The sequence below is a fragment of the Cohnella sp. OV330 genome (assembly GCF_900112065.1).
In the GTDB taxonomy this organism is placed as follows: domain Bacteria; phylum Bacillota; class Bacilli; order Paenibacillales; family Paenibacillaceae; genus Cohnella.
Window position 1 is genome coordinate 324,871 of sequence record NZ_FOKE01000006.1, and the last position, 23,460, is coordinate 348,330.

Sequence of the window (23,460 nt, forward strand, 5' to 3'; positions counted from 1 at the left end):
CGGGAGGGACGGCCCATCGAATTAGCTTTCAATTCCGGCGCCTTTACCTTACAAAGTTGTCACGTTTGATTGCGTTCGTCTGTCAGGCGGTGGATGCCGGACGGCCGAAAGTCAAGCGTAACCGTCGTGCCTGCGCCCTGTTCGGAGTCGATGCGGAGGCCGATGCCTAGCCGCGCGCAGGCTTGCTTGGCCAGATAAAGTCCCATGCCGGTCGACTCGCCGGTCAGCCTGCCGTTGCTTCCGGTGAAAAACGGTTCGAATAGCCGCGGCAGGTCTTCGGAGGCGATGCCGATCCCCTCGTCCGTCAGGCGAAGGAGCGCCGACCCGTCCGGGTTACTTTCGATCCGGATCAGGAGACGCTGCGGTCTTTCGTCCTTTTTCGCGTATTTGATCGCGTTGGATACGAGCTGGCCAAGAATAAATGCGAGCCACTTGGCGTCCGTCTCCACCGCGGCGTCGCCTTCGAGCGAGGGGAAAATCGAGCGCCGGATGAAAGACCGTTTGTATTCGACGAGCACCGCGCGCGCGATGTCGGACAAGGATACGGCGCGAAACGACGCATCCAGCTCGAACTTGTCCAGCCTCGACGTGTGCAGCATCATATCGAGACCGTGCCGCAGGCGGTCGGTCTCCTCCATGACGCTGCGTTCGGTATCTCGCGTTCCGGCCGCGCCGCCCGGATCGGGATGCCGCTGCATGAGCAGCTCGATGACGGACAACGGCGTCTTCATCTGATGGACCCAGCGCGCCGTAAAATGGCGGTGGAACTCCTGCTGCCGGCGCAGGGCGCTCAGCTCGTTCGCGTGGACCGTGTACAGCCGCGCCAGAAGCGCGGCCATCGCCCGTTGCTCTCGCGTGACGGGCGAAGCGAGCGCGAGCGAAGCCGCAGCATCGCCCGCCGCCGCCTGCCGCCACGCTTCGGCCAGCTCGCGCGCGAACGCCTTGCGGCGCAGCCAGCCGGCGGCCAGCCAAGAGGCGACGACGAGCGCGACGAGCAGCGCGATGTAGGCGGCGTCGGCCCAAGACAGCGGCAGGCCGACGTTCCATAGCAGCAGCTGGACGAACGTCAGCGCGAGCAGAACCGCGACGACGAGGACGACGATATGAGGGAGGCGGTCGATCAAATAGTCCCGGAACGAATAAGGCCGTAAGCCGTCGCCGCCGCGTTCATTCATGGGCGGCCGCCGATCCGGCGTCATCGTCCGAATCCGAGTCCGGCCGCAAGCGGTAGCCCTGGCCTCGGATCGTATCGATCGCGTCTCTTAGGCCCAACTCCTCGAGCTTTCGGCGAAGCCGGGTGACGTTGACCGTGAGCGTGTTGTCGTCCACGAACTGGACGTCGTCCCATAGCGCCTCGAGCAGCTCCTCGCGCGAGACGATGCGGCCGGCCTGGCGGAGCAGGGCGTGCGCGAGCTGCCGCTCGTTTTTGGAGAGCGGCACGCGCGCGCCGCGCCAAGACAGCTCGCTGCGGCCGATATCGAGCGCGAGGCTGCCGGCGGCGACCGTATCGCCGCTTGGCTGCGCTTGCCCGGCGGCGTATTCGCCGTAGGCGCGCCGCAGCGCGCTTTTGATTTTGGCCATGAGCAGATCGAGCGGGATCGGCTTCGCGACATAGTCGTCGCCGCCGTTTTCGATCGCCATCACCTGGTCCATCTCGCCGGACCGCGCGGACAGGAAAATGATCGGCACATTCGATCGCAGGCGAATCTGTCTGCACCAGTAGTAGCCGTCAAAGTACGGCAGGTTAATGTCCAGCAGCAGCAGGTGGGGCTGAACGTCTTCGAATTCGGCGGCGAGATCGCGGAACCGGCTCGCGACATGCGCCTCAAAGCCGTACCTTCCGATGTAATCCCGCAGCAGCGCTCCGATTTTTTCGTCGTCTTCGACGATCATGATGCGGTACATGCGGCCGGAGCCTCCTTGTCGAATCGGATTGATTAATTTAGATGCGGCCGTCGCACGGCATCTTCCGCTAGCGGTTCGCGTTCGCCACGTCGTCCAGCCAAGACCCGATGTCAGCGTTCAGCTTTTGCAGCTCCGGCATCGCCGTCGCCGCGTCGCTTAGCTTGTAGCGCGACTTCAGCGTCAGGATACGCGTTACGCTCTCGTCGATTCGCGCCTCCGTCAGTTTTCCGTCCTTTACCGCGTTCAGCAGCGCCTTGTACACTTTGCGTTCGACGTCGTAGCCGTGCGCGACGAGCAGAATGTCGCTGCCCGCCGACACGCTCTTGACGGCGGCGTCCGCCAGATCGTAGTGCTTGGCGATCGCGCCCATCGTCATATCGTCGGTGATGACGACGCCTTTGTAGCCGAGCTTGCCGCGCAGCTGATCTCCGATGATCACCTTGGAAAACGATGCGGGCGCGTCCGGATCGATCTTCGGGAACAAAATGTGCGCGACCATCACGGCGTCCGCCTGCTCCCCGATCGCAGCCTGAAACGGCACCCACTCCAGTTTTGCCAGCTGCTCGGCCGTCTTGTTCAACACGGGCAGGTCCAGATGCGAATCGACCGCCGTATCGCCGTGGCCGGGAAAATGCTTGACGACGGAAACGACGCCTTCTTCGCGCAGGCCCCGCATGGCTGCCAGACCCATGCGAGTCGCCAGATCGGCAGTCGCGCCGAACGAGCGGGTGCCGATAACCGGGTTGTCGGGATTGCTGTTAATATCGAGCACCGGCGCGAAGTCGACGTTGAAGCCGGCCGAGCTTACCTCGCGCGCCAGCAGCTCGCCCATGCGCGTCGCCAGCTTTTCGTCGCCGGTTTTCCCGACGACGGCCGCCTCGGGAATCTTTTTGTAGCTGGACGGCAGACGGCTGACCTTGCCGCCTTCCTGGTCGACGCTGACGAAGATGGGCGCGTTGCCCGCCTTGGCGTTGGCGGCTTTGATCGCGTTGATGAGCTTGACCGTCTTCGACACGTCCGCGATGTTGTCTTTGTACAGGATGACGCCGCCGATGCGGTCTTCCCGGATCATTCGCAGCGTCGAGGCGTCCGGCGCCGCGGTACCTTCGAAGCCGGCTAATATCATTTGTCCGATCTTCTCTTCGAGGCTCATTTTTGCGATCCGATCCTTGATCGACACGGAAGAAGCGGGTCCGTCCGTCGGCTTGGAAGTAGGCGAAGCGGACGCCGAGGGAGAAGAGGAAGCGGATGCGCTGGGCGAAGCCGCGGGCGACGCCGAGGGGGAGGGAGAAGCGGACGGGGAGGCGCTGGGCGACGCCGCCGGCGCCGAGACCGACGGGCTTGCCGGCGCGGTCTCGGAGGCGGAGCCCGAAGGGCCGCCGCAGCCGGCCAGAAGCGCGATCGCAGTAGCGGATATGGCGACGGCGCGCAGCGATTGAAGCGGGAGAGACAACGGCGTACGGACGACTTTATTGCGGGACATAATGAACCTCCTTTAGATTTAGGTCAGGCGGAGTGAAAAAGCCCCCGCCGCAGATGCGGCGAAGGGGCTGGATCGGGATATTGAGCCGTCTGGGATGGTTTTTCGGATCAGGCTTTGGCGGCGTCGAAGGAGCTCTTGAGCGACACGATCCGGTTGAACGCCGGCCGCCCCGGCGCGCCGTCCTTCGGATCGACGTTGAAGTAGCCGTGACGGAAAAACTGGAATTTCTCCTGCGCGGCCGCTTCCTTCATGCCGGGCTCGACGAACCCGGACAGCGTCTCGAGCGACTGCGGATTAATGCGTTCGAGGAAGGTCTTGTCCTCGGCGTCGTCCTCGTCCGATTCGTCCAGAATGAGCGGCTCGAACAGGCGGAAATCGGCGGGCACCGCATGCGAAGCTTCGATCCAGTGAATCGTGCCCTTGACCTTGCGTCCGGTGAAGCCGGTGCCGCTCTTCGTCTCCGGATCGTACGTGCAGCGCAGTTCGACGACTTCGCCGGCCTCGTTTTTCACGGCTTCCTCGCATTTGATGAAGTAAGCGTGCTTGAGGCGGACCTCGTTGCCCGGGAACAAGCGGAAGTACTTGGCCGGCGGCACCTCCATGAAGTCGTCCTGCTCGATGTAGATCTCGCGGGAAAACGGAATGCGGCGGCTGCCCATTTCTTCGTTCTCCGAATTGTTTTCCGCGTCAAGCCATTCGGTCTGTCCTTCCGGATAGTTCGTGATGACGACCTTGAGCGGCCGAAGGACGGCCATCGTGCGCAGCGCCTTGAGCTTCAGGTCCTCGCGGATAAAATGCTCGAGCATGCGCTCGTCCACGACGCCGTAGCTCTTGGCGACGCCGATCTCGCGGCAGAACGCGCGGATCGCTTCGGGCGTATAGCCCTTGCGGCGCAAGCCGGAGATCGTCGGCATGCGCGGATCGTCCCAGCCGTCCACGACCTTCTCGTCGACGAGCTGCTTCAGCTTCCGCTTGCTCATGACCGTGTTGGTCAGGTTCAGGCGGTTGAACTCGTATTGACGCGGCACGCTCGGCATCTCGCACTCGGCGACGACCCAGTCGTAGAAGGGACGCTGATCCTCGAACTCCAGCGTGCAGATCGAGTGGGTGACGCCCTCGATCGCGTCTTCGATCGGATGCGCGAAGGCGTACATCGGATAGATTACCCAGGCGTCGCCCGTATTGTGATGGTGCGCGTGCACGATCCGGTAGATGACCGGGTCGCGCATGTTGACGTTCGGCGACGTCATGTCGATTTTGGCGCGCAGCACCTTTTCCCCGTTCGCGAACTCGCCGCTCCTCATGCGCTCGAACAGCGCGAGATTCTCCTCGGGAGAGCGATCGCGGTAAGGGCTGGGTTTGCCGGGCTCGGTCAGCGTGCCGCGAGACTCGCGAATCTCGTCGGCGGACTGATCGTCCACGTAGGCGAGTCCCTTGCGGATCAGCAGGAGCGCGCGCTCGTACATTTCGCCGAAGTAGTCCGAAGCGAAGAACAGGCCGTCCCACTCGAAGCCGAGCCATTTGACGTCCTGCTTGATCGATTCGACGTATTCGACGTCTTCCTTGACGGGATTCGTATCGTCGAACCGCAGGTTCGTGCGGCCTTTGAACTCGTCGGCGAGCTCGAAGTTCAAGCAGATCGACTTGGCATGGCCGATATGCAGATAGCCGTTAGGCTCAGGCGGGAAGCGGGTGACGATTTCCTTGACGCGGCCCGCTGCCAGATCGTCGATCACGATGTTCTTAATGAAGTTGGAAGATGAAGTTTTATTTTCGGCGGCTTTGTCCACGGCGACCCGACCTTTCTGTGCTGCGAGGTTATTTACTCATGATACACAATTATACCCTTCCTTATAAAGTTTTTGCGAAAAAAAGCGAGGTTGCCCAAGGGAAACCGCCAAGGAAAAAAACTTTCAGCATTTTTTCAGATTTCTCATAAATTTAATCTAAAGACGTAACTTTTTCGCGAAATCTCTCGTTATAATGTTGAACTGTAATATGGTAGACCGAGGGAGGAAAGGCAATGGAAGTTCCCGAGCGGCAGCCGCTGCTTAGCGTCAGGGGCGTGGAACGATCCTTCGACGTCGGCGGACAAAAGCTGCGCGTGCTGAAGGGCATTAATCTGACCCTCGAGCCGAACCAGCTTATCATGCTGAAGGGCCGATCCGGCTCCGGGAAGACGACGCTGATGAATTTGATGGGGGGCCTCGACAGGCCGACAGAGGGAGAGATCTTTTTCCAAGGCAAGCCGTTTCACGCATGGAACGACGACAAGCGGACGGAGATCCGCCGCAAGGATATCGGCTTTATTTTCCAAGCCTACGCCCTTATGCCTTTGTTATCCGCCTACGAGAACGTCGAGCTGTCCTTGCGGATGGCCAAGAAGCCGCGGAGCGAATGGAAGTCCCGGGTGACCGCTTGCCTCGAGCTCGTCGGACTGGCGAAGCGGATGCATCACCGGCCCTTCGAGATGTCGGGGGGCGAACAGCAGCGCGTGGCGATCGCCAAGGCGATCGCGCATCGGCCAAGCTTGTTGCTGGCCGACGAGCCGACCGCGGAGCTCGACTCGCAGATGGCGGCGCAGGTCATGGCGGTATTCCGGGAGATCGTCCGCACGGAAAACGTCACGATCTGCATGACCACGCACGATACCACGATTATGGAGGTTGCAGACCATGTCTATGAAATGGTGGACGGCGTCTTCGTCGCAGGATAAAAAGAAAAGCGGCATGCGCCGCGCGGCGGGCCTGTTGGCCGCCGTCGCCCTGTCCACGGCCGTGGCCGGCTGCTCGCTGCTGCCGGACGAACCGGAGGAGGAGGATCTCTCTCAGATTCAGTTGCCGGAGATATCCAAGAAGCCCGAGTACGAGGTGACGACCAAGACGCTCGAGACGACGGTGTCCGGTTCGGGCAAGCTGCTTTCGACGCAGGAGAAGACGCTGTACTACTCGGCCAAGGCGATGGACGGGTTGCGTCTCAAAAAGTTGTACATAGAACAGGGCGGTCAAGTGAAGGCCGGTCAACCGGTGGCGGAGCTGGACGTCGAGGATATGAAAAAGCAGCTGCGCGACCAGCGGCTGCAATTCCGCCAGCAGGAGCTTCAGATGAAGCAGACGCTGCGGGACAAGGACGAGATGGACCCGATCGAATTCGAGCAGAAGCAGATCGCCTTCGAAGAGGCTCGCCAGAAGATCAGCGACCTGGAGGCCGATATCGGCAGTGCCGTGCTCGTCGCGCCGTTCTCCGGCACGGTCGTATCGCTGAACGTTCAGGAAGGTGCCGCCATCAAGGTGTACGATCCGCTGTGCGTCGTCGCCGATCCGAGCAGCCTGATCGTAGCTGGCGAGATGTCTTCCGACGATCTGCAGCAAGTCGCTGCCGGCATGGAAGTGACGGTCGATATCAACAGCGCCGGCACGGTGAAGGGCAAGATCAAGTCGCTGCCCGTGCCCAAAGCCGATAATGGCAACGGTGGCGGCGGCGCCCAGGGACCGAAGGTTACGAATCTCAGCGACTATCTGCTGATCTCGGTGGCGAAGCTGCCGGCGGGCGCTGCGCGGGGCACGCCGCTCAGCTTTTCCATCGTCGTCGACCGCAAGGTGGACGCGGTCGTCATCCCGCGCTCGACGCTTCGTACGGCGGGAGCGCGGACGTACGTACAGGTCGCCGAAGCCGACGGGAGCAAGCGCGAGGTGGACATCGAGGTCGGCCAGCAGACGGCGACCGACATCGAAGTGCTGTCAGGTCTGACGCCGGGACAGAAAGTCGTAGGCTCTTAAGCTATGGCGCTCATCCGGTTTTTATTTCGCAAAATGTGGAACACCCGCTGGCTCACGCTCAGCACGCTGGCGGGCCTGCTCGTGGCCGTCGCCTTCACGACGAGCATCCCGATGTACGCGGACGGCGCGCTTAAGCGGGTCGTCGCGAGCTCGCTGAAGGAGAACAGCCAGGGGCTGCCGGCAGGCTCGCTGCTCTTCCGCTACCAGTCGAGCGACGGCAAGACCGACCCGGCGAACTTCGCCGCGGTCGACCGCTATATTAAGGAAGACGTGCCTGCGCGCGTCGGCTTCCCCAAAGAAGCCGACCAGCGGAGTCTGACGATCAAGTCGGCCGAGGTGCAGCCCGAGGATCCGGGCAAGGTCGACGCGAGCCGCACGCGCAAAATGACGATCTCGTCCTTCGGCGGCCTGAAGGATCAGGTCGAGATGGCCGGCGGCAAGTGGTTCGCGGACCGCGCGGGCTCGGACGGCACGCTCCAGGCGGTCATGATGGAGGAGGCGATGCTTCGCCTCGATCTGCATGTCGGCGACGTGCTCCTGTACCCGATCTACGGCGGCTTGAATCTGACGCTTCGGGTCGAGATCGTCGGCAGCTTCAAGCCGAAGGCGGATTCGGCCGCGTACTGGTACCAAGGCCTCGATACGCTGCTCGGCACGCTGTTCATCGCGGAGCCGGCCATGCTCGAGGATCTCATGGGGAAGCAGAAGATCCCGCTGCAGATCGCGGCCTGGTATTCCGCTTACGACTTGCGGAACATCCAGACGAGTCAGCTCACGCCGCTCGCGCACACGTTGTCGCGGGCGGACATCGAAGCGAACCAGCTGCTTAAGGACACGCAGGTGGTCATCTCCTTCGCCGAGATGCTTAGCGATTTCCGCAAGCAAAGCGTCCAGCTTCAAACGATGCTGTTTACGCTCGCGGCGCCGATGATCGCGATGGTGTTCTACTTTATTACGATGAACGCCCAGCAGTCGCTTGAAAAGCAGCGCTCCGACATCGCGGTGCTGCGAAGCCGGGGAGCGGGGACGCGGCAGATCTTCCTGCTCTTCCTGCTCGAGGGCATCCTGCTCGGCATTGCGGCGCTCGTGGCGGGGCCGTTCATCGGCTGGTACATGGCGAAGAGCATCGGCTCGGCGAGCGGGTTTCTCGAGTTCGTCAACCGCAAGTCGATACCGGTCGGCTTCTCGACGGACAGCGTGCTGGCCGGCGCGGCGGCGGTCATCGTCGCGATCGGCGCGGCGGTCATCCCGGCGCTCGTATTCACCCGCACGTCGATCGTCGACTACAAGCGCAAGATGGCGCGCGGCGACCGTCGGCCCTTCTGGCAGCGCTGGTTCCTCGACGTCGTGCTCGTGGGCGTGGCGGCGTACGGCTGGTACCTGTTCAACGAGCGGCAGATGATCTCGTTCAAGACAGGCATGACGACCGACCAGCTGAACGTTCAGCCGTTCCTGTTCTTCGTGCCGGCGATCAGCATTTTCGCGGCGGGTCTCGTGTTCCTGCGGCTGTTCCCGCTGCTGCTGGCGCTGTTCGGCTGGCTGGGACGCTCGTTCCTGCCCGTGCCGCTCTACCTGACGCTGACGCAGCTGTCGCGGTCCGCCAAGTCGTATTATCCGCTCATGATCTTGCTGATCCTGACGCTCGGCCTGGGCGTGTACAATGCGTCCGCGGCCCGCACGATCGGACTGAACTCGGAGGAGAGGATCCTCTATCAGCACGGCGCGGACGTCGTCATCTCGGCCGCCTGGGAAGGCAATGCCGAAGTGTCGCAGTCGTCCGGCGGCGGATCGGGCGGAGGGAGCGGCGGCGGTTCCGGCGGGGGATCGGGCGGCGGCTCCGGTGGAGGAAGCGGGGGAGGGCAATCGCGCCCGCTGCCGACCAAGATCAATTACAACGAGCCGCCGTTCGAGACGTTCCGGAAACTGCCGGGCGTCGTTCATGCGGCACGGGTGCTGCAGGCGAAGGCGAGCCTCACGGTCGCCGACCGGACCGCGGGCCAGGCGACCGTCGTCGGCATCGACAACGTCGACTTCGCCCGGGTCGCCTGGTTCCGCAAAGACCTGTACCCGGCGGGCTTTTACAAGTACTTGGCCGTCATGGGCAGGTCCGCGGGCTACGCGCTAGTCTCCAGCAACCTGGCCAAAAAATACAACCTGAAGCCCGGCGACCAGATCGACGCGATCTTGCAAGACCAGAAGATCCCGTTCATCATCGCGGCGTCGCTGCCCTACTGGCCGGCGCAATACCCGGACGAATCTCCGTTCCTGGTCGCCAACCTGGATTACCTTTACGACAATATGCCGCTCATGCCTTACGACGTCTGGCTCAAGATGGAGCCCGACGCCAAGACGGCGCCGCTCATCCCGGCGCTGCAAGAGAAGGGCGTAGAGATCGCATCGATCTCCGACGCCCGCAGCGACTTGATCGCGCAAAGCAAGCATCCGGCCCGTGGCGGCGTGTTCGGCATCCTGAGCCTCGGCTTCATGGTCACGATCATCGTCACGCTGTCCGGTTACATCCTGTATTGGTTCTTTAACCTGTCGGGACGGATCGTGCAGATCGGCATCCTGCGCGCGATGGGATTGTCCAGGCGCCAGTTGACCGGCATGCTGCTGCTCGAGCAAGTATTCACGGCCGGACTGTCGATCGGCCTAGGCATCGGCATCGGCAAGCTCGCGAGTCTGCTGTTCCTGCCGTTCCTGCAGACGACGGACAATACGGCCGGCCAGGTGCCTCCGTTCCGCGTCATCTTCGAGCAGACGGACACTTATCGCCTGTATATCGTCGTCGCCTTCATGATGCTGATCGGCGTCCTGATGCTGGTCACCCATATCCGCCGCTTGCGCGTCCATCAGGCCGTCAAGCTGGGAGAGGAGCGCTAATCCATGATCGATTGCGAAGGACTCGTCAAAATTTACAAGACCGACGATCTGGAAGTCGTCGCCCTGCAAGGGCTCAACCTGTCCGTCAAGGACGGCGAGATGATGGCGATCATCGGCAACAGCGGCAGCGGCAAGTCGACGCTGCTGAATATCCTCGGCGGGCTGGACCGTCCGTCAGCCGGCCAGGTGCGGGTAGGACCTTGGGATCTGCTCAAGGTGTCCGACCACGACCTGGTGAAGTACAAGCGCGAGACGGTCGGCTTCATCTGGCAGAACAACGCGCGCAACCTGCTGCCGTATTTGTCGGCGCTCGAGAACGTGGAGATGCCGATGATGTTCAACGGCAAGGTCGACCGGGCTTACGCCAAGCAGCTGCTGGAGTGGGTCGGGCTCAAGGAACGGATGCACAACAAGCTGACGCAGCTCTCGGGCGGGGAACAGCAGCGGGTCGCGATCGCGATCTCGCTGTCCAACCGCCCGAAGATGCTGCTCGCCGACGAGCCGACGGGCTCGGTCGACTCGCGGACGTCCGACATCATCATGGACATCTTCCGCAAGTTCAACCGCGAAATGGGCCTGACGATCGTCATCGTCACGCACGATCTGTCGCTCGCCGGCAAGGTCGACCGTGTCGTCGCGATCCGCGACGGACTGACGAGCACCGAGTTCATTAAGCGCAATCCGAACCTGGACGGCGCGCCGCCGCTAAGCGGCGTAGGGGTGAATGACGACGTGCACGAAGCTTTCGTCGTCGTCGACCGCGTCGGACGCCTGCAGGTGCCCAAGGAATATTTGAAGCAGCTCGAGATCGGAGACAAGGCAACGATGGAGTTCGACGGAGACAAGATCGTCATCCGCGCGCCCAAATCAAACGAGGGGGAATCCGCATGATGGACCAAAGAAAGAAAACCGTAAGACGCGTCGTGGCAAGCGGCTTGACGCTGAGCCTGCTCGTGCCGCTGCTGGCGGCGTGCAACGACAAGAACGAGGAAGATCCGAACAACCGCCGCACGCTGCGCATCGGGATGATGTACGGCAGCTCGCAGGACGAATCGTATTACCGCCAGCAGTATACCGACCTTTTCGAATATACGCATAAAAATATCGATATCGAGCTCGTTCCGGCGATCGACTGGACGGAACAGCAGTTCGAGGAGCCCGACAAGCAGCAGAACGTCGACCAACTGGCGAAGGTTAAAGAGATCATGACGGGTGCCAACCCGGTCGACGTCATGATCGTCGACTCCACGGCGATGCTGAGCCAGCTCGTCCAGGAAAACATGCTGAAGCCGCTCGATCCGCTCATCAAGGAAGACAAGATCGATCTGACGGACTACGTGCCTTCGGTCATCGACGGCATCAAAGAAGTCGGCGACAATCAGCTGTACGCCCTGACCCCGACCTTCGTGCCTTCGGCGCTGTTCTACAACAAGACGCTGTTCCAGAAAAACAACATCGAGCCGCCGCGCGACGGCATGAGCTGGGACGAAGTGATCAGCCTGGCCAAGCGCTTCGGCGACGGCAAAGGCGGCAAGGACGCGACGTTCGGCTTCTCCTTCAACCAATGGGGAGCGAGCGACGGCTTCTCCGACATGACGCAGTATGCGGCGCCGCTGGGTCTGCGCGTATACGACGAGAAGGGCGAAAAGATGCTCGTCAATACGCCTCAATGGGAAAAAGTATGGACGACGATCGCGGACCTGTACAAAAAGCATGTCGTTCCGACGCAGGAAGATATGCAAAAGGTCTACGAGGCGCAAAGCAAAGACGTCGTCGTCGGCGGCGACGGCGGTCAGGTTTACAATCCTTACCAGAACCAGCTTTTCTTCTCCGGCAAAATGGCGATGGTGCTCGGACAGTATTACATGCTGAACGATCTGGAGACTTATAACAAAAACTATGAAAAGCTGAAAATGACGAAGCTTGACTGGGACGTCGTAACGGTGCCTCAATTCATAAATGAAGCGCCGGGCGTCGGTACGAACATCACGCTGAGCGCGCTGACGAGCATCAACGCGAAAGCCGCCAACCCGGACGACGCCTGGGAATTCGTCAAGTTCATGAACGGCGAGGACTGGGCGAAGCTGAAGTCCCGCAGCAGCTACGAGATGACGGCGCGCAAGTCGTTCATCAAGCCGCGCGACGGCATGACCTACAACATCGACGCCTTCACGCAGCTCAAGCCGGCGCCGCAGCAATCCCTGGCTGACGCCAAGCTGCTGCAGGAGCGTCCGAACCTGAACTTTATCAACCAGCTCGGCAGCTCCGAGTTCCAGCAAGTACTGAGCGGCAAGCTGTCCGTCAAGGAAGCGCTCAAGGAATACGAGGAAAAAGGAAACGACATGCTGCAGAAAATCAAACTGAACCCGAAGGGCCAGTTCGATCCCGGCATCGGCGGCGACGTATACGGCGGCGGCGGCGGCGTGGTACGACCGCTGGACTGATTGACTTGAACTTCTAATCATTTTTACGCTGAGACTTTCGCTTTCCATCACGGTTTACTAACTTTGCGCGATCAGTCATCGATGAGCTGATCGCGCTTTTTTTTGCCCATGAACGGAAGAAATTGCCGATTGAGGAAACAGAAGGGGGACTAATCAATGATGAAGAAAATAAACAAAAGCTGGGGCTTCGCGCTGGCATCGCTGCTGGTAGCCGTACCCGCGCTCGGCGCCTGTACGGATGGGCCGGAGAGCAACGACGAGGAACGAAGAACGCTGCGGATCGGCATGATGTACGGGAGCAAGGAGAGCGAATCCTACTACCGGCAGCAGATGACCGACATGTTCGAGGTAGACCACGGGAATATCGACATCGAGTTCGTGTACGGAATCGACTATACCGATATGCAGTTTGCGACGGAGGAAGAGCGCAAAAAGCAGGATATCGACCCGCAAGCGAAATTCAAGGAGCTGCTCACGGGGGACAACCCCGCCGACGTCGTCATGACCGATATCGTCTCGATGAAAAAGTTATCTACGGAAAACCTGCTCAAGCCGCTCGACGATTATATTAAGCAGGACAAGATGGACCTCGACGACTTTTTGCCTGCCGTTATCGATACGATCAAATCCCAAGGGAACGGACAAATTTACGGGCTTGCTCCGACCTTTTCGAGCAGCGCTTTGTTTTACAATAAACAATTGTTCGCCGACGCCAAGATCGCGCCGCCCACCGACGGAATGACCTGGAACGAGATCTTCTCGCTCGCTCAGTCCTTGAAGAGCGGCAAGGATAAGGATGCCATATACGGATTTGCGTTCAATAACTACGGAGGCGGAGTCAGCTTCTACGACGTGCAAGCCTCAAATGGGGGTGCCTCGAAGATGCGCATTTTCGATGCCGCCGGCGAGAAGATGACCGTTCATACGAAGGCCTGGGCGGACGCATGGGCCAAGCCGATTCAGCTGTACAAAGACAAGGTGATCCCGCACGCGGAAGACGTGCAGGCTAGCGCCGCCATGGCATCGAGCGACGGAAGCGTCGCCGCCTACAACCCTTATCAAGGAAACGGATTTATCGGGGGCAAGATCGCCATGACGGTGGGCAGCTACTACATGGTTAACGACCTGATTAATTACAACAAAAACGTAAGCAGGATGAAAGACGCCAAAGCCGTCGACTGGGACGTCGTCACGGCGCCGCAGGCCGAAGGCGGAAATTCAGGGGGCTTGTATCTCGGCAATCTCGCGTCGATCAATGCCAAGAGCGCGAACCCGGACGACGCATGGGCTTTCATCAAGCATCTGAACAGCGAAGAAGTCGCGAAGTTCAAGGCAAGGAGCCAAGGCGAGCTGAGCGTCCGGCAAAAGTTCATCCAGCCCAAGGACGGAGCGACCTACCGGATCGAGGCGTTTACCAACGTGAAGGCGTATACCGACGAAGTCGGCGAAGCCGATCAGGAGCTGTTCCGCGAGCGCCCGAACCTCAATCTCATTTCGGAGCTCGGCAGTTATCTGTTTCAGGAGGCGGCGGACGGAAAGAAGACGATCGACGAGGCGCTCGCCGAATGGGATCGCAAAGGCAACGAGCTGCTGCAGAAGATCAAACAGAATCCGAAGGGGGATCTGTCCGGCGAGCTGCAGACCTACCGGGACGCCGCTCAATCGGGAATGAAAAACCTTCTCCGGGCTGCCGCGGGAGAATAAGCGGCGGAGCATGGCCGGCACGCCCGGGGTTAATTCCGCTTCAAAACGAGCATCCTATACCCATAACGACCACATTCCGGAGGGACGGATAGGGGATGAAATGGGTGTACTGGTCGCGGCTCTACGATAGCAAATTCCAGGCGGGATGCCTCGTGCGCCGCATCGAAAACGACGGCTGGCTGTTCGGCGTCGAAATGCCGCGGGAAGTCGAAGTGTACCGTTCGAGAAAAGGAAAATTCGGCGTCAGGTATATGCCGTAATCGCGTTATGAAGGACCCGCAGCAGCCGACGGTTGCGGCGGGTCCTCTTGCTGTGGTATCGTCGACGAAGAAGAGCGCTCCATCCGCTTGATGGAACCTGATATTTTTGACTGGAGGGGTAGCAATTGAGGAGAATGCCACTGTCCGCGGATACCGCGCAAAAGCTGGCCGCGCACCTGAAGGTGCCGCTCGAGCATCTAATGCATATGCCGCAGCATATCTTGCTTCAGAAACTCGCGGAGATGGCCGAGAAGGAAGCCGGCGCCGCTTCGGAGACGGAGCAGCATAAGAATCCGGAAAAAAATCAAAAAGAATAGCGACTTTTCCTTGACGGATTACTCTTGTGTGCGGTATATTAATTCTTGTCGCCATTGAGGGACACTTGATCGATTAACGACGCGGGGTGGAGCAGCCCGGTAGCTCGTCGGGCTCATAACCCGAAGGCCGCAGGTTCAAATCCTGCCCCCGCAACCAATTTTTTAGCTTCCTCGTAGGATCATGACGAGGGCCCTTAGCTCAGTGGTTAGAGCTGTCGGCTCATAACCGATTGGTCGGGGGTTCGAGTCCCTCAGGGCCCACCACAGCGAGGAACGGTCAAGATCCCGCATCCATCCATGCCGGGGTGGCGGAATATCCATGACTATAATTCCTGCATAAGCCTAAATGCCAGCATCTTCGCAAGTTTTACGCAACATACATAACGCAGTCCTATTCGTCTCCCTTTGTATTTTTTCGTCCTACCGGTCGAAAATTACGAAGAGGAGGCTTTTTTGCATATTGAGCCCAACCGCCTTCGTCGCATCGATTTAGCGTCGGCTTGCGGCAATTGTTCCTCGAAAGAATAATTGGCGCATAGCAGATATGGGTTATTTAGCGCGGGGCGGCGAACAGGCACGTCCAGGCGCTGCTACGGTATCGGCGGCGTGGGGATTCAATGAAAAGCAGCTCACGCAAGACTTCCGCCCCGATGGCGATCCAATGCCAGAGCCTTGCGGTAAGTGGCGCGAGGCTGCTAATTCTTTTAAACGGAACTCGTACCGAAAAAGAAGCCCCGATTGACCTGCGTTTAAACGCGGATCGCACGAGGCTTTTTTTGCTTTTATTTTTCGCCTACCAACGCGAATTGTCCGGACGTCGTGTCTCCAATAGCGTAATTCTTTATTGTTAAGTTTACATCGGCATCATTCCAGGCTGGCAAATCGTCCGGCGCGTAAGATTGATACCGCCCCTTAACCTTTTCGATAATCGTTGTACTTTTGGCGCGGAGTTCCCGATCAGCGAGGTCAAAACCGCCTTGACCTTTATAATGGAGCGCCATTTGTGGTTGCGTGTCTAAGTCGATAATTACGCTTACTTTACCGTCATTGGTAGGTGTCAAATAGAGTTTGTTTACAACAAAGTCGTCTGTTACGATTCCACCTTCGACTTCATGCTGAATACTAGCGAGTAGGGCGATTTTTGCGATAGATTGTGCTCGATTCTCGATATCTGAAATTTGTGTGATGTAGGAATCCGTCTTTTCAGTGAGAGCCTTAATCAATTGGCTCTGACCATCTAGCGCAATTTGTTGGGCATTGAGGTCATCTTGTAGTCGGGTGTTCTTTTGGTACAACAAACCGACACCTATTAATGCAACAATCGTAAGGACAGTCACTACGAGAAAAAGCGGCTGTGCATAAAGTGACTTCGGCTTAGCTGCGACTACCGAAGAGGTAGTTCCTAATACCTTAGCTTCGCCATTTTCTTGGTTAATTTCCAACATTCTTCCTCCCGATATCGTTCTTAAGTCACCTATATTCGACAGATAAATTACAATTCCTTCCTCATGCCGGGTCGTTCTTAAAATTGACTTTGTTGAAGGGAACCTGCAGCTAATATTCCGTTTTAATTTACGTTGAAAGTTGTCGATGGGCTTTTTTCTCGTTTATACTGGTAATATACGGGAGGGGTAAAGATTGAAAATCGATGCGAACGCAATCGCCATCATAATGGGTTATGTGGTAAAAAAGACATATAAGCGTGAAGTTGCCGGATTTGCTCTGACGGTCGGCGGTGTTGCCGGCGCAATACTCGGTATACTCATTGGCATAGCAACGAATATATAGTCGGCTGCTGCGCCGGCTTTTTTTATTTTACGTTTGACGCGTCGCCTCGCGCATAGTACAATGGAAAACGTCGACTTAACGCGCAGGACCATGACAATTGCGAACCAGTCATCGGATGGGTTAACGTGAGCCCAAACGGAGTCCTGTACGGTAAGACGAAAAAAGCGCGAAAGCGAAACGTAGGAAACCGCGTAGTTATGCGGAAAACATGCCGGGGTGGCGGAATTGGCAGACGCACAGGACTTAAAATCCTGCGATGGGTGACCATCGTACGGGTTCGACCCCCGTCCTCGGCACTTTGCTTTTTATAGGCTCGCTGGGGTTGACGTTGTCGACAACGGAAGTCTGGATGCATGATCGCTATATTACATACGACATTTAACACGCTCCGCTTTATCCGTTCGCGATGTTCGCGAATGCATGAAGCGGAGCGTTTTCGTTATGCTTTTCGCATTCGATGCCACTGGATACAAACAATGTGATAATGCTCTCATTAACGTTTGGGCTGATCCGGTAGGGGTACATATACCGTGGGCAGGCAAGCCCGACTAACCCTAAGGAGTGATTCTGAATGGCACGCAACGACGACGACAAGATGAGCCGCGAGGAAGCAGGACGCATGGGTGGAGAAGCTACGGCTAGGACGCATGACAAGGAATTTTACCAGGAAATCGGCGAAAAGGGCGGCGAAGCCCAAGGCGGCAGCAACAACCGCGGCCAAAGCGACGATCGCGACGGCATGAGCCGCGAAGAAGCGGGCCGCAAAGGCGGACGCTCCTGATCCGAAGCTCCGATATGGACGGATGCAAGCAATCGTAAAATAGCATGACCTGCAAAGCGCTGAATGCGGCCTCCGCATTCGGCGCTTTGATTTGTCCGGGCGCAATCGCTTTTACATACATTCGAGGGGAGGAATTACGGCGGACGGCGTTGAATTGAATAATGAAGGCATCAAGAGCTTAGCTATCGTGCAAAGGCGAAATTGAATGGGGTGTAACGGCGTGATGAAGCAATATGCGATCGATCTGGCCAAAAAATTGTACAGGGAGCATGATCGTTCGTACTTCGTCGTTCAAGAAGAAGACGCTGAGTCTTATAGAGTCGTAGACAAGGCGGAGAAGGAAGAAAAGCAGCTGAACCGCTATGTCGTATTCAGCATAGAAGTCGACTAAACGAGATAAAACGACGGCTCCGGTCGCGCGCGATGCGCGGCCGGAGCCGTTCTATTACTGCTCGAGACCGATGGAGGCGGCGAACTCGCGCTGCAGCCTGCGCGTGATCGGACCCGGCGTGCCGTGACCGACTTCGCGTCCGTCAACGGCGACGACCGGCGTGATCTCGACGGTCGTGCCCGTCACGAATGCTTCGTCGGCCGCATACAGCTCGTCCAGCGTGAAGGGGCGCTCTTGTACAGGGATCTCCGCCGCCCGCGCCAGGCGAAGCGCTACGGCGCGCGTGACGCCGTGCAAAATCAGATTGTTCGCGGGGTGCGTGATCAACGCGCCGTTTTTGACGATCATGACGTTGGACGCACTGCTCTCGGTGACGATGCCGCCGCGTTGCAGAACCGCATCCGCCGCGCCGCGATCCGCCGCCTCCTGTTTCGCGAGCACGTTGGCAAGCAGGTTCAACGTCTTGTAATTGCAATGCAGCCAGCGGATATCCTCGAGCGTGACGACCGATATCCCTTGATCCATCGCTTGAACGGGGCGCGCGACCTCGCGGGTATAAGCGAGCGCGACGGGGGGCGCGCCGGCGGGGAAGAGGTGGTTGCGGGGCGCCGCGCCGCGGGAGATCTGCAAATAGACGGTGCCTTCGGAAAGCGCGTTTTGCGCCACCAATTCCGTCATTGCCGCGCGCAGTCCGTCGATTCCCCAAGGCAGCGCGAGCCTTAATCCTTCCGCGCTCAGCCGCAGTCGCTCGAAGTGGGCTTCGGCTTCGAACAATTCGCCGCCATATACGCGGAATACCTCGTAGATACCGTCGCCGAAGTTATAGCCGCGGTCATGCGGCGAGATTCGCACTTCCTCCTCGGGCAGGAATGCGTTGTCGTGCCAATAGATCGAAGTCATGGACGCGTCTCCTTTGCCTTTTGGGCGAACAGTTCGATTCTGCTATAATAGAATCGCTTCATAGCTATCATAAATCAGGAGGCGTGCCTCATGCCAGCGGTGTTCAAAAACGATTGGGAGCCCCTGCTACAACCCGAACTGGACAAACCCTACTATAAGACGCTTAGAACGCAATTAGCCGCCGAATACCGCGAACGGACGGTCTTTCCGGACATGAATCATATTTTCGAGGCGCTGCATCTGACTTCTTATCGGGATGCCAAGGTCGTCATCTTGGGCCAGGATCCGTATCACGGCGCCGGACAGGCGCACGGTCTCAGCTTTTCCGTGCTGCCGGGCGTGCGCCAGCCCCCGTCGCTCCGCAATATTTTTAAAGAACTGCAGAACGATCTCGGATGCGAGGTGCCGAATCACGGCAATTTGTCGCATTGGGCGAAACAAGGCGTACTGCTGTTGAACGCGGTGCTGACGGTGCGGGAAGGCGAGGCCAACTCTCACAAGGGTCTGGGTTGGGAGCGGTTTACCGACGCCGTCGTAGCGGCGCTGAACGAGCGGGAAGAGCCCCTCGTGTTCATCTTGTGGGGCAGCCATGCGCAGAAGAAGGCGGCGTTTATCGACAAGCGCAAGCATTTCGTGATCGCTTCGGCGCATCCGAGTCCCTTGTCCGCCCACAACGGTTTTCTCGGCAGCCGGCCATTCTCCCAGGCGAACGACTATCTGAAGCAAGCCGGCCTCAAGCCGATCGATTGGTGCGTGCCCGAGCTGGCGACGGGGGAACGGGAGCTTATGCGCCAGGAGACGGCGGCGTCGACTGAGAGTTCCGAATCAGACGGGCAGGGATGAACCTATTCATGGAAAAAAAAGAGCCGCCGGGGATATCCCCTGCGGCTCTTTTGAGCTGCGTCGTTTATTGCGCCTCGCCGCCGAGAACGGGGGTGTAGGCGTTGCTCACATAAACGGACGCTTTGACCGTCGTGATCACTTGCGGGTAAAGCGCCGCCGGATCGGGCTTTAAGATCCGGTAGGTAACGATCGCTTGCTTATCCTTGAACGCGACGTTTGCGATCTCGATGCCGTAGCCCGGATGCGGAGCTTGGGCGGAGACGGTGACCTTCAGTGCTTCGCTGCCGTACGCCTCGCTCGTCAGCTTCACTTCGGTCAGCGGAGAGACCGGCTGCTCGGGCTGCGCGGGCGGTACGGGCTGCGTGTTCTTGACGAACGAGAGCGCTTTGGCGAGGATGACCGCCGCTTCGCTGCGGGTGATCGCATTCTTCGGACGGAATTTCCCGTTGTCGAGGGTGGCGATTTTTCCGATCAGCAGCTTTTGGACGCTGTCCATGTAGCCTTTCGTGACTTTATCCTCGTCCTTGAACGTTTGGTACATTTCGATCCACGCATATTCGCCCTTCTTGCTGATCGCCTTGAAGATCCAGTGCGCGAATTGCTCGCGCGTGACTTTGCCGTTCGGGTCGATGTCGCGCGGGATCTCGAGCCCGTTCAGATTCGCGACGATGAAGGCTTTGGCATAATACGCGTCGTCCTTGACCTTCGTATAGAAGTCGCTCGCCTTAGGTTCCTTGATAAAACGAATGTTGTCGATGTTGAGCCCGAAGCCGTTCACGATGAGCAAGACGGCGGATTGCGCGGTGAGCGCGCTTTTCGGCTTGAACATCCCGCCGCCGTCGCCTTTGATCAAGCCTTTCTTTTGAAGCTGCTCGATGTAGCTTTTTCCGGCGTCCTTTTGAATATCGTTGAAGGCGAACGCGGAACCGCTTGCGGTCAAGCTGAACAGCATGACTGCGAGTAGAACGAACAAGCTTTTGTACGATTTTTTCATGATCGAGTCCTCCTTGTTTGGATTGTTTTTCCCGAACGGTCAACCACTCAAACGCAAGCGCGAGCGGAAAGGTTGCAGCAAACGAAAAAGGAAGCCCTCGCGGGCTTCCGGAAAGTTAAGTATGGTGATCTGAACAGGGATCGAACCTGTGACCCCTACCCTGTCAAGGTAGTGCTCTCCCAGCTGAGCTATCAGATCATGTGTGGTGGCGACTTGATTGATTATAGAGGAAGATGGACGCTGTGTAAAGTGTTTTTTGAAAAAAAATAGATGGCCCAAATCGGCGAGTCGCCTGATCGCGGACCCGTCGATTTGGACTCGATCGCGTTACGTATTTTTCTTGGCTTCGGCTGTCCAGGAACGATTGATTTGTTCCTTTAGATGAACGCGTTCCTTTTCGAGCAGCTTGCCGATCAGCTGGTCCTCGCTGATGCCTTTGGATTTCCCGATTTGCGCGATCGACTTGCCCTTCTTCAGGTCGTCGATCAACTGCGTCGACGTCATGCCCAGCACCTCGGCGATATCGTTCAGGCGGCGCTGGTGCTTGCGGCCGTGGTGATGGCCTTCGCGGTGAACGCGTTCGGCGTTCGGCACTGGCGCGACTGCGGCGGGCGTCTGAACCTGCTGGGCGACCGAAGGCTCGTTACCTGCCGGCGTTTCGGCGCTGGCGGCCTTGCCTGCCATCGTTGGAGAGGCGAGAGCCAGCAGCAGCGTCGCTGCGAGCAGCGCGTTGCGGCGAGAAGTTTTTAACATGGTGAATTCCCTCCTTCGGATCTTATTGTGAGCAGGTGAGGGTGACTTTAAACGGGGTGAAAAGAAATGACAGGAAATAAATGAGTCGTGGAGGAGACGTTAAAGCGATGGAGTGGAAAGTCGAACGCAAATAAAAAGAAGCCTAGCAGAGCGAGGCTTCTATCATGGATAAGTATGGTGATCTGAACAGGGATCGAACCTGTGACCCCTACCCTGTCAAGGTAGTGCTCTCCCAGCTGAGCTATCAGATCGTGTCGGAAGGAACTTTTATATAATAGCAAGATAAGCTATCGAAGTCAACAACAGATTTTCTTGAAATTTTCGCCGGTGCGGGATGATTCGCCCGATCGCCGCGTAAACTGGTAATACCGGCATCTCAGGTTAGTATGGACAGAATCGGAGGCGCTTCCCGGGAATGGACAATATCCCGTTGTTAACGCTTTGGCTCGTCTTGCTGTTCGGTCTCATCGGAACGGTGCTGCTCGCGGTCGTTCGTCTGCTCGATCGCGAAGGATAGAAGAGGTCGGATCGGTACAAACTGGGGATATCCGAGAGAAGAAAAGAGGAATCCCCGATGAACGTTCGCAAGCAGGGCCGCGCGCTCGGTGCGGCCAAGTTGTTGATTATCGCCGGTACGACCGCAACGCTTGCCGGCTGCAGCCTTTTCCCCAAGCCCGAAGATACGGCTCCCGTGCTGACCACGGTTTATGAGCCGTCCGTCGGACAGGACGTTTATTCGTCGTTGTCGCCTTCCCATTTCTTGGAGTAGGCTTTTTTCGTTACCCATATCGTCAGCCAGATGATGACGGCTACGATAATCGTCGCTCCGATCCACAAGCCTGTCAAGTTTTTCGCCTCCTTAAATGTACGATTCGATATTCATAGACCGCACAGCAAGCTAAAAGCTGTACAGGCGGTGCTGTTCGACGAACCTCATCACGCCGCTGCGGCCGACGTATTCAGGCTGCGCGTCGCCGTAGTGCATGAGGTAAATCCTTCGCTGCAGATCCTCGGGCAGCGTGAGCAGCTGCGGCAGGCAAGTATGCACCACGCCCGGCGCCTCGAGCTGGCAGTCGTGAAAAATCGTCTCCACGCCGCGTTCCGCGACAAGCCGCTTAAGCAGCTCGGGCTCGAATATCATGTCGGACGAGTAGAAAAAAGACGGTCCGAACAGAATGGAATAGCTCAGCTTCCCAGGTATGTGGGGCGTCCGCACCAGTTCTGCCGTGAGTCCCGGGAGAATCTCGAACGGCGTTCCTTCCTGCAACGGCCGAACGTCGAAGTAATCGGCGAGCGAGAGCAGTCCTTCTTGTTCGAGGCCGCCCCGGAGGGAATGCTCCCACAAAATGCCGGTCAACGTATCTGCGATATAGAGCGGGATCCGACGTTTGAACTGGAATTTCATTTGAAAAGCGAGCTCTTCCAGTCCGCCGACATGATCCGCGTGAATATGGGTGATCAGCACGCCGTCGAGTTCCGGCAGGGTGATGCCGAGCTTGCGCATGGCGACGTGCGCGGTCGTACCGCAGTCGAGCAGGAGCTTTTTGCCTCCCGCGTAAACGATGGCGTTATTATTGTAGAACTCCTTGGCGAATGCGCTTCCGCAGCCCAGCATCCGAATATCCATCAGCAGCCTCCCGTGACCAAGCCCATACGGGCCCCCGACCGTAAATTCTAAATTACTGTACCATAATTTATAAGGTTGCAGAAGATGTCAATTCACATACCGGACCGGCAGTGGCGTCCGGGCTTCCGCATGCATAAATTATTCTGGCGCTCCGCACGCGGCCGCCGGAGGAGAAGCGCGAGATGAGTAAGCCAGCAAGCCAGAGCAAAAGCGCTAAGGGCGGGACGAAGAAAAAAGCGCACGCAGAGCATGTCCAGCCTCAGATGAAGGTCGTCCTGTCGGACGTATGCGCCGTGTGCAAGACGCCTTGCGCGCGGGGCATCGCGTACCTCGAACGGATGCAGAAGCCGGGCGCGCTCGGCAAGGGCGTTCCCTGCGTCCTTACGCTTCCCAAAAAAGGATGAAGCGAGCGGGGAAATAAACGGAAGGGGAGAGCATTTCCCGGGCAACCGCATGATCCGAGCCGCCTTGCCGACACTTCGGATTATCGGTCGAATCGTCCCGAAACTTTAATCTCTCCCCTTACCGCAACTTTTGCGCGCGAGCGCGGTATATACGTTTACATACGAGAAAAATGGCGTTTGTCAACTTGCGGCGAAAACGGAGGG

The 23,460-nt window shown here is 58.4% G+C and carries 24 protein-coding genes and 5 tRNA genes; 18 read left to right on the forward strand and 11 right to left on the reverse strand.

Annotated elements, in window-relative coordinates; translation table 11 throughout:
- Nucleotides 1-59: 59 nt before the first annotated feature.
- The 3 genes from BM235_RS16620 to nagZ all read right to left on the reverse strand — a co-directional run bounded on the left by BM235_RS16620 (nt 60) and on the right by nagZ (nt 3,058).
- Nucleotides 60-1,175, reverse strand: coding sequence for a sensor histidine kinase (locus BM235_RS16620; protein ID WP_143106689.1), 1,116 nt, complete (start codon nt 1,173-1,175; stop codon nt 60-62).
- Nucleotides 1,168-1,905: a response regulator transcription factor gene (locus BM235_RS16625; protein WP_090115263.1), complete on the reverse strand. Its 738-nt coding sequence runs from the start codon at nt 1,903-1,905 to the stop codon at nt 1,168-1,170. The genes BM235_RS16620 and BM235_RS16625 overlap by 8 nt, the downstream gene beginning before the upstream one ends.
- Nucleotides 1,906-1,972: 67 nt before the next feature.
- The gene (nagZ, locus tag BM235_RS16630) at nt 1,973-3,058 is read right to left on the reverse strand and encodes a beta-N-acetylhexosaminidase (RefSeq protein ID WP_255374419.1); all 1,086 of its coding nucleotides are present in this window, start codon (nt 3,056-3,058) and stop codon (nt 1,973-1,975) included.
- 16 nt (nt 3,059-3,074) lie between these two features.
- On the opposite strand from nagZ, the gene BM235_RS32585 reads away from it, so the two are divergent.
- The gene (locus BM235_RS32585; protein WP_255374420.1) at nt 3,075-3,344 is read left to right on the forward strand and encodes a hypothetical protein; all 270 of its coding nucleotides are present in this window, start codon (nt 3,075-3,077) and stop codon (nt 3,342-3,344) included.
- 151 nt (nt 3,345-3,495) lie between these two features.
- Here BM235_RS32585 and BM235_RS16635 read toward each other — a convergent pair whose 3' ends face one another.
- Complete coding sequence (locus tag BM235_RS16635) at nt 3,496-5,178, reverse strand: glutamine--tRNA ligase/YqeY domain fusion protein (RefSeq protein ID WP_090115267.1); 1,683 nt, start codon at nt 5,176-5,178, stop codon at nt 3,496-3,498.
- A gap of 233 nt (nt 5,179-5,411) precedes the next feature.
- Between BM235_RS16635 and BM235_RS16640 the strand changes: the two genes are divergently transcribed.
- The 10 genes from BM235_RS16640 to BM235_RS16680 all read left to right on the forward strand — a co-directional run bounded on the left by BM235_RS16640 (nt 5,412) and on the right by BM235_RS16680 (nt 15,039).
- A complete protein-coding gene (locus BM235_RS16640) occupies nt 5,412-6,104 on the forward strand; it encodes an ABC transporter ATP-binding protein (RefSeq protein ID WP_090115270.1) in 693 nt (230 codons plus the stop codon).
- A complete protein-coding gene (locus tag BM235_RS16645; protein ID WP_177244240.1) occupies nt 6,064-7,167 on the forward strand; it encodes an efflux RND transporter periplasmic adaptor subunit in 1,104 nt (367 codons plus the stop codon). Before BM235_RS16640 ends, BM235_RS16645 begins: the two co-directional genes overlap by 41 nt.
- A 3-nt stretch (nt 7,168-7,170) precedes the next feature.
- Entirely contained in the window at nt 7,171-10,050 is a 2,880-nt protein-coding gene (locus BM235_RS16650) for an ABC transporter permease (protein ID WP_090115274.1), read from the forward strand.
- A 3-nt stretch (nt 10,051-10,053) separates the two neighbouring features.
- Entirely contained in the window at nt 10,054-10,941 is an 888-nt protein-coding gene (locus tag BM235_RS16655; RefSeq protein ID WP_090115276.1) for an ABC transporter ATP-binding protein, read from the forward strand.
- A complete protein-coding gene (locus BM235_RS16660; protein ID WP_255374421.1) occupies nt 10,938-12,494 on the forward strand; it encodes an extracellular solute-binding protein in 1,557 nt (518 codons plus the stop codon). Before BM235_RS16655 ends, BM235_RS16660 begins: the two co-directional genes overlap by 4 nt.
- A 156-nt stretch (nt 12,495-12,650) precedes the next feature.
- Complete coding sequence (locus BM235_RS16665) at nt 12,651-14,198, forward strand: ABC transporter substrate-binding protein (RefSeq protein ID WP_090115279.1); 1,548 nt, start codon at nt 12,651-12,653, stop codon at nt 14,196-14,198.
- 95 nt (nt 14,199-14,293) lie between these two features.
- Nucleotides 14,294-14,458 (forward strand): hypothetical protein, encoded by a 165-nt coding sequence (locus tag BM235_RS32075; RefSeq protein ID WP_177244241.1) that lies wholly within the window; start codon nt 14,294-14,296, stop codon nt 14,456-14,458.
- A gap of 125 nt (nt 14,459-14,583) precedes the next feature.
- A complete protein-coding gene (locus BM235_RS16670) occupies nt 14,584-14,775 on the forward strand; it encodes a YycC family protein (RefSeq protein ID WP_090115281.1) in 192 nt (63 codons plus the stop codon).
- Nucleotides 14,776-14,855: 80 nt separating this feature from the next.
- Nucleotides 14,856-14,932, forward strand: a tRNA-Met gene (locus tag BM235_RS16675).
- 31 nt (nt 14,933-14,963) lie between these two features.
- A tRNA-Ile gene (locus tag BM235_RS16680) sits at nt 14,964-15,039 on the forward strand.
- A 518-nt stretch (nt 15,040-15,557) separates the two neighbouring features.
- On the opposite strand, the gene BM235_RS16685 is transcribed toward BM235_RS16680, so the two are convergent.
- Nucleotides 15,558-16,217, reverse strand: a complete 660-nt coding sequence (locus BM235_RS16685) for a hypothetical protein (protein ID WP_143106690.1) — start codon at nt 16,215-16,217, stop codon at nt 15,558-15,560.
- A 196-nt stretch (nt 16,218-16,413) separates the two neighbouring features.
- Here BM235_RS16685 and BM235_RS32080 point away from each other — a divergent pair, with 196 nt between their 5' ends.
- The 4 genes from BM235_RS32080 to BM235_RS32085 all read left to right on the forward strand — a co-directional run bounded on the left by BM235_RS32080 (nt 16,414) and on the right by BM235_RS32085 (nt 17,735).
- Nucleotides 16,414-16,563, forward strand: a complete 150-nt coding sequence (locus tag BM235_RS32080; protein ID WP_158543952.1) for a hypothetical protein — start codon at nt 16,414-16,416, stop codon at nt 16,561-16,563.
- A gap of 210 nt (nt 16,564-16,773) precedes the next feature.
- A tRNA-Leu gene (locus tag BM235_RS16690) sits at nt 16,774-16,859 on the forward strand.
- 275 nt (nt 16,860-17,134) lie between these two features.
- Nucleotides 17,135-17,344, forward strand: coding sequence for a KGG domain-containing protein (locus tag BM235_RS16695; protein WP_090115285.1), 210 nt, complete (start codon nt 17,135-17,137; stop codon nt 17,342-17,344).
- Between the two features lie 220 nt (nt 17,345-17,564).
- A complete protein-coding gene (locus BM235_RS32085) occupies nt 17,565-17,735 on the forward strand; it encodes a hypothetical protein (protein ID WP_158543954.1) in 171 nt (56 codons plus the stop codon).
- Nucleotides 17,736-17,789: 54 nt separating this feature from the next.
- Here the strand turns inward: BM235_RS32085 and dat are convergent, their stop codons facing one another.
- The gene (dat, locus tag BM235_RS16705; protein WP_090115290.1) at nt 17,790-18,635 is read right to left on the reverse strand and encodes a D-amino-acid transaminase; all 846 of its coding nucleotides are present in this window, start codon (nt 18,633-18,635) and stop codon (nt 17,790-17,792) included.
- Between the two features lie 90 nt (nt 18,636-18,725).
- Between dat and BM235_RS16710 the strand changes: the two genes are divergently transcribed.
- Entirely contained in the window at nt 18,726-19,478 is a 753-nt protein-coding gene (locus tag BM235_RS16710; RefSeq protein ID WP_090115292.1) for a uracil-DNA glycosylase, read from the forward strand.
- A 64-nt stretch (nt 19,479-19,542) separates the two neighbouring features.
- On the opposite strand, the gene BM235_RS16715 is transcribed toward BM235_RS16710, so the two are convergent.
- The 4 genes from BM235_RS16715 to BM235_RS16730 form a co-directional block, all read right to left on the reverse strand.
- Nucleotides 19,543-20,472, reverse strand: coding sequence for an S-layer homology domain-containing protein (locus tag BM235_RS16715; RefSeq protein WP_090115294.1), 930 nt, complete (start codon nt 20,470-20,472; stop codon nt 19,543-19,545).
- Nucleotides 20,473-20,594: 122 nt separating this feature from the next.
- Nucleotides 20,595-20,670: transfer RNA gene (locus BM235_RS16720), tRNA-Val, on the reverse strand.
- A gap of 129 nt (nt 20,671-20,799) precedes the next feature.
- On the reverse strand, nt 20,800-21,225 hold the full coding sequence (locus BM235_RS16725; RefSeq protein ID WP_090115296.1) for a hypothetical protein: 426 nt from the start codon (nt 21,223-21,225) through the stop codon (nt 20,800-20,802).
- Nucleotides 21,226-21,400: 175 nt separating this feature from the next.
- Nucleotides 21,401-21,476: transfer RNA gene (locus BM235_RS16730), tRNA-Val, on the reverse strand.
- Nucleotides 21,477-21,799: 323 nt separating this feature from the next.
- On the opposite strand from BM235_RS16730, the gene BM235_RS16735 reads away from it, so the two are divergent.
- Nucleotides 21,800-21,994 carry a hypothetical protein gene (locus BM235_RS16735; RefSeq protein WP_090115298.1) on the forward strand — a complete coding sequence of 65 codons (195 nt, stop codon included), beginning with the start codon at nt 21,800-21,802 and terminating at the stop codon, nt 21,992-21,994.
- 129 nt (nt 21,995-22,123) lie between these two features.
- Here the strand turns inward: BM235_RS16735 and BM235_RS16740 are convergent, their stop codons facing one another.
- Nucleotides 22,124-22,858, reverse strand: a complete 735-nt coding sequence (locus BM235_RS16740) for an MBL fold metallo-hydrolase (RefSeq protein ID WP_090115300.1) — start codon at nt 22,856-22,858, stop codon at nt 22,124-22,126.
- A gap of 176 nt (nt 22,859-23,034) precedes the next feature.
- Here BM235_RS16740 and BM235_RS16745 point away from each other — a divergent pair, with 176 nt between their 5' ends.
- Entirely contained in the window at nt 23,035-23,256 is a 222-nt protein-coding gene (locus BM235_RS16745) for a hypothetical protein (protein ID WP_090115302.1), read from the forward strand.
- Nucleotides 23,257-23,460 lie beyond the last annotated feature (204 nt).

Excerpts from the sequence above, each read along its gene's own strand:
- BM235_RS16655 (WP_090115276.1), top strand. The coding sequence starts at position 10,054 with ATGATCGATTGCGAAGGACTCGTCAAAATTTACAAGACCGACGATCTG.
- BM235_RS16660 (WP_255374421.1), top strand. The coding sequence starts at position 10,938 with ATGATGGACCAAAGAAAGAAAACCGTAAGACGCGTCGTGGCAAGCGGC.
- BM235_RS16620 (WP_143106689.1), bottom strand. The coding sequence starts at position 1,175 with ATGAATGAACGCGGCGGCGACGGCTTACGGCCTTATTCGTTCCGGGAC.
- BM235_RS16695 (WP_090115285.1), top strand. The coding sequence starts at position 17,135 with ATGGCACGCAACGACGACGACAAGATGAGCCGCGAGGAAGCAGGACGC.
- BM235_RS16745 (WP_090115302.1), top strand. The coding sequence starts at position 23,035 with ATGAGTAAGCCAGCAAGCCAGAGCAAAAGCGCTAAGGGCGGGACGAAG.
- BM235_RS16650 (WP_090115274.1), top strand. The coding sequence starts at position 7,171 with ATGGCGCTCATCCGGTTTTTATTTCGCAAAATGTGGAACACCCGCTGG.
- BM235_RS16640 (WP_090115270.1), top strand. The coding sequence starts at position 5,412 with ATGGAAGTTCCCGAGCGGCAGCCGCTGCTTAGCGTCAGGGGCGTGGAA.
- dat (WP_090115290.1), bottom strand. The coding sequence starts at position 18,635 with ATGACTTCGATCTATTGGCACGACAACGCATTCCTGCCCGAGGAGGAA.
- BM235_RS16725 (WP_090115296.1), bottom strand. The coding sequence starts at position 21,225 with ATGTTAAAAACTTCTCGCCGCAACGCGCTGCTCGCAGCGACGCTGCTG.
- BM235_RS16735 (WP_090115298.1), top strand. The coding sequence starts at position 21,800 with ATGAACGTTCGCAAGCAGGGCCGCGCGCTCGGTGCGGCCAAGTTGTTG.
- nagZ (WP_255374419.1), bottom strand. The coding sequence starts at position 3,058 with ATGAGCCTCGAAGAGAAGATCGGACAAATGATATTAGCCGGCTTCGAA.
- BM235_RS32075 (WP_177244241.1), top strand. The coding sequence starts at position 14,294 with ATGAAATGGGTGTACTGGTCGCGGCTCTACGATAGCAAATTCCAGGCG.
- BM235_RS16710 (WP_090115292.1), top strand. The coding sequence starts at position 18,726 with ATGCCAGCGGTGTTCAAAAACGATTGGGAGCCCCTGCTACAACCCGAA.
- BM235_RS16715 (WP_090115294.1), bottom strand. The coding sequence starts at position 20,472 with ATGAAAAAATCGTACAAAAGCTTGTTCGTTCTACTCGCAGTCATGCTG.
- BM235_RS16645 (WP_177244240.1), top strand. The coding sequence starts at position 6,064 with ATGTCTATGAAATGGTGGACGGCGTCTTCGTCGCAGGATAAAAAGAAA.
- BM235_RS16625 (WP_090115263.1), bottom strand. The coding sequence starts at position 1,905 with ATGTACCGCATCATGATCGTCGAAGACGACGAAAAAATCGGAGCGCTG.
- BM235_RS16665 (WP_090115279.1), top strand. The coding sequence starts at position 12,651 with ATGATGAAGAAAATAAACAAAAGCTGGGGCTTCGCGCTGGCATCGCTG.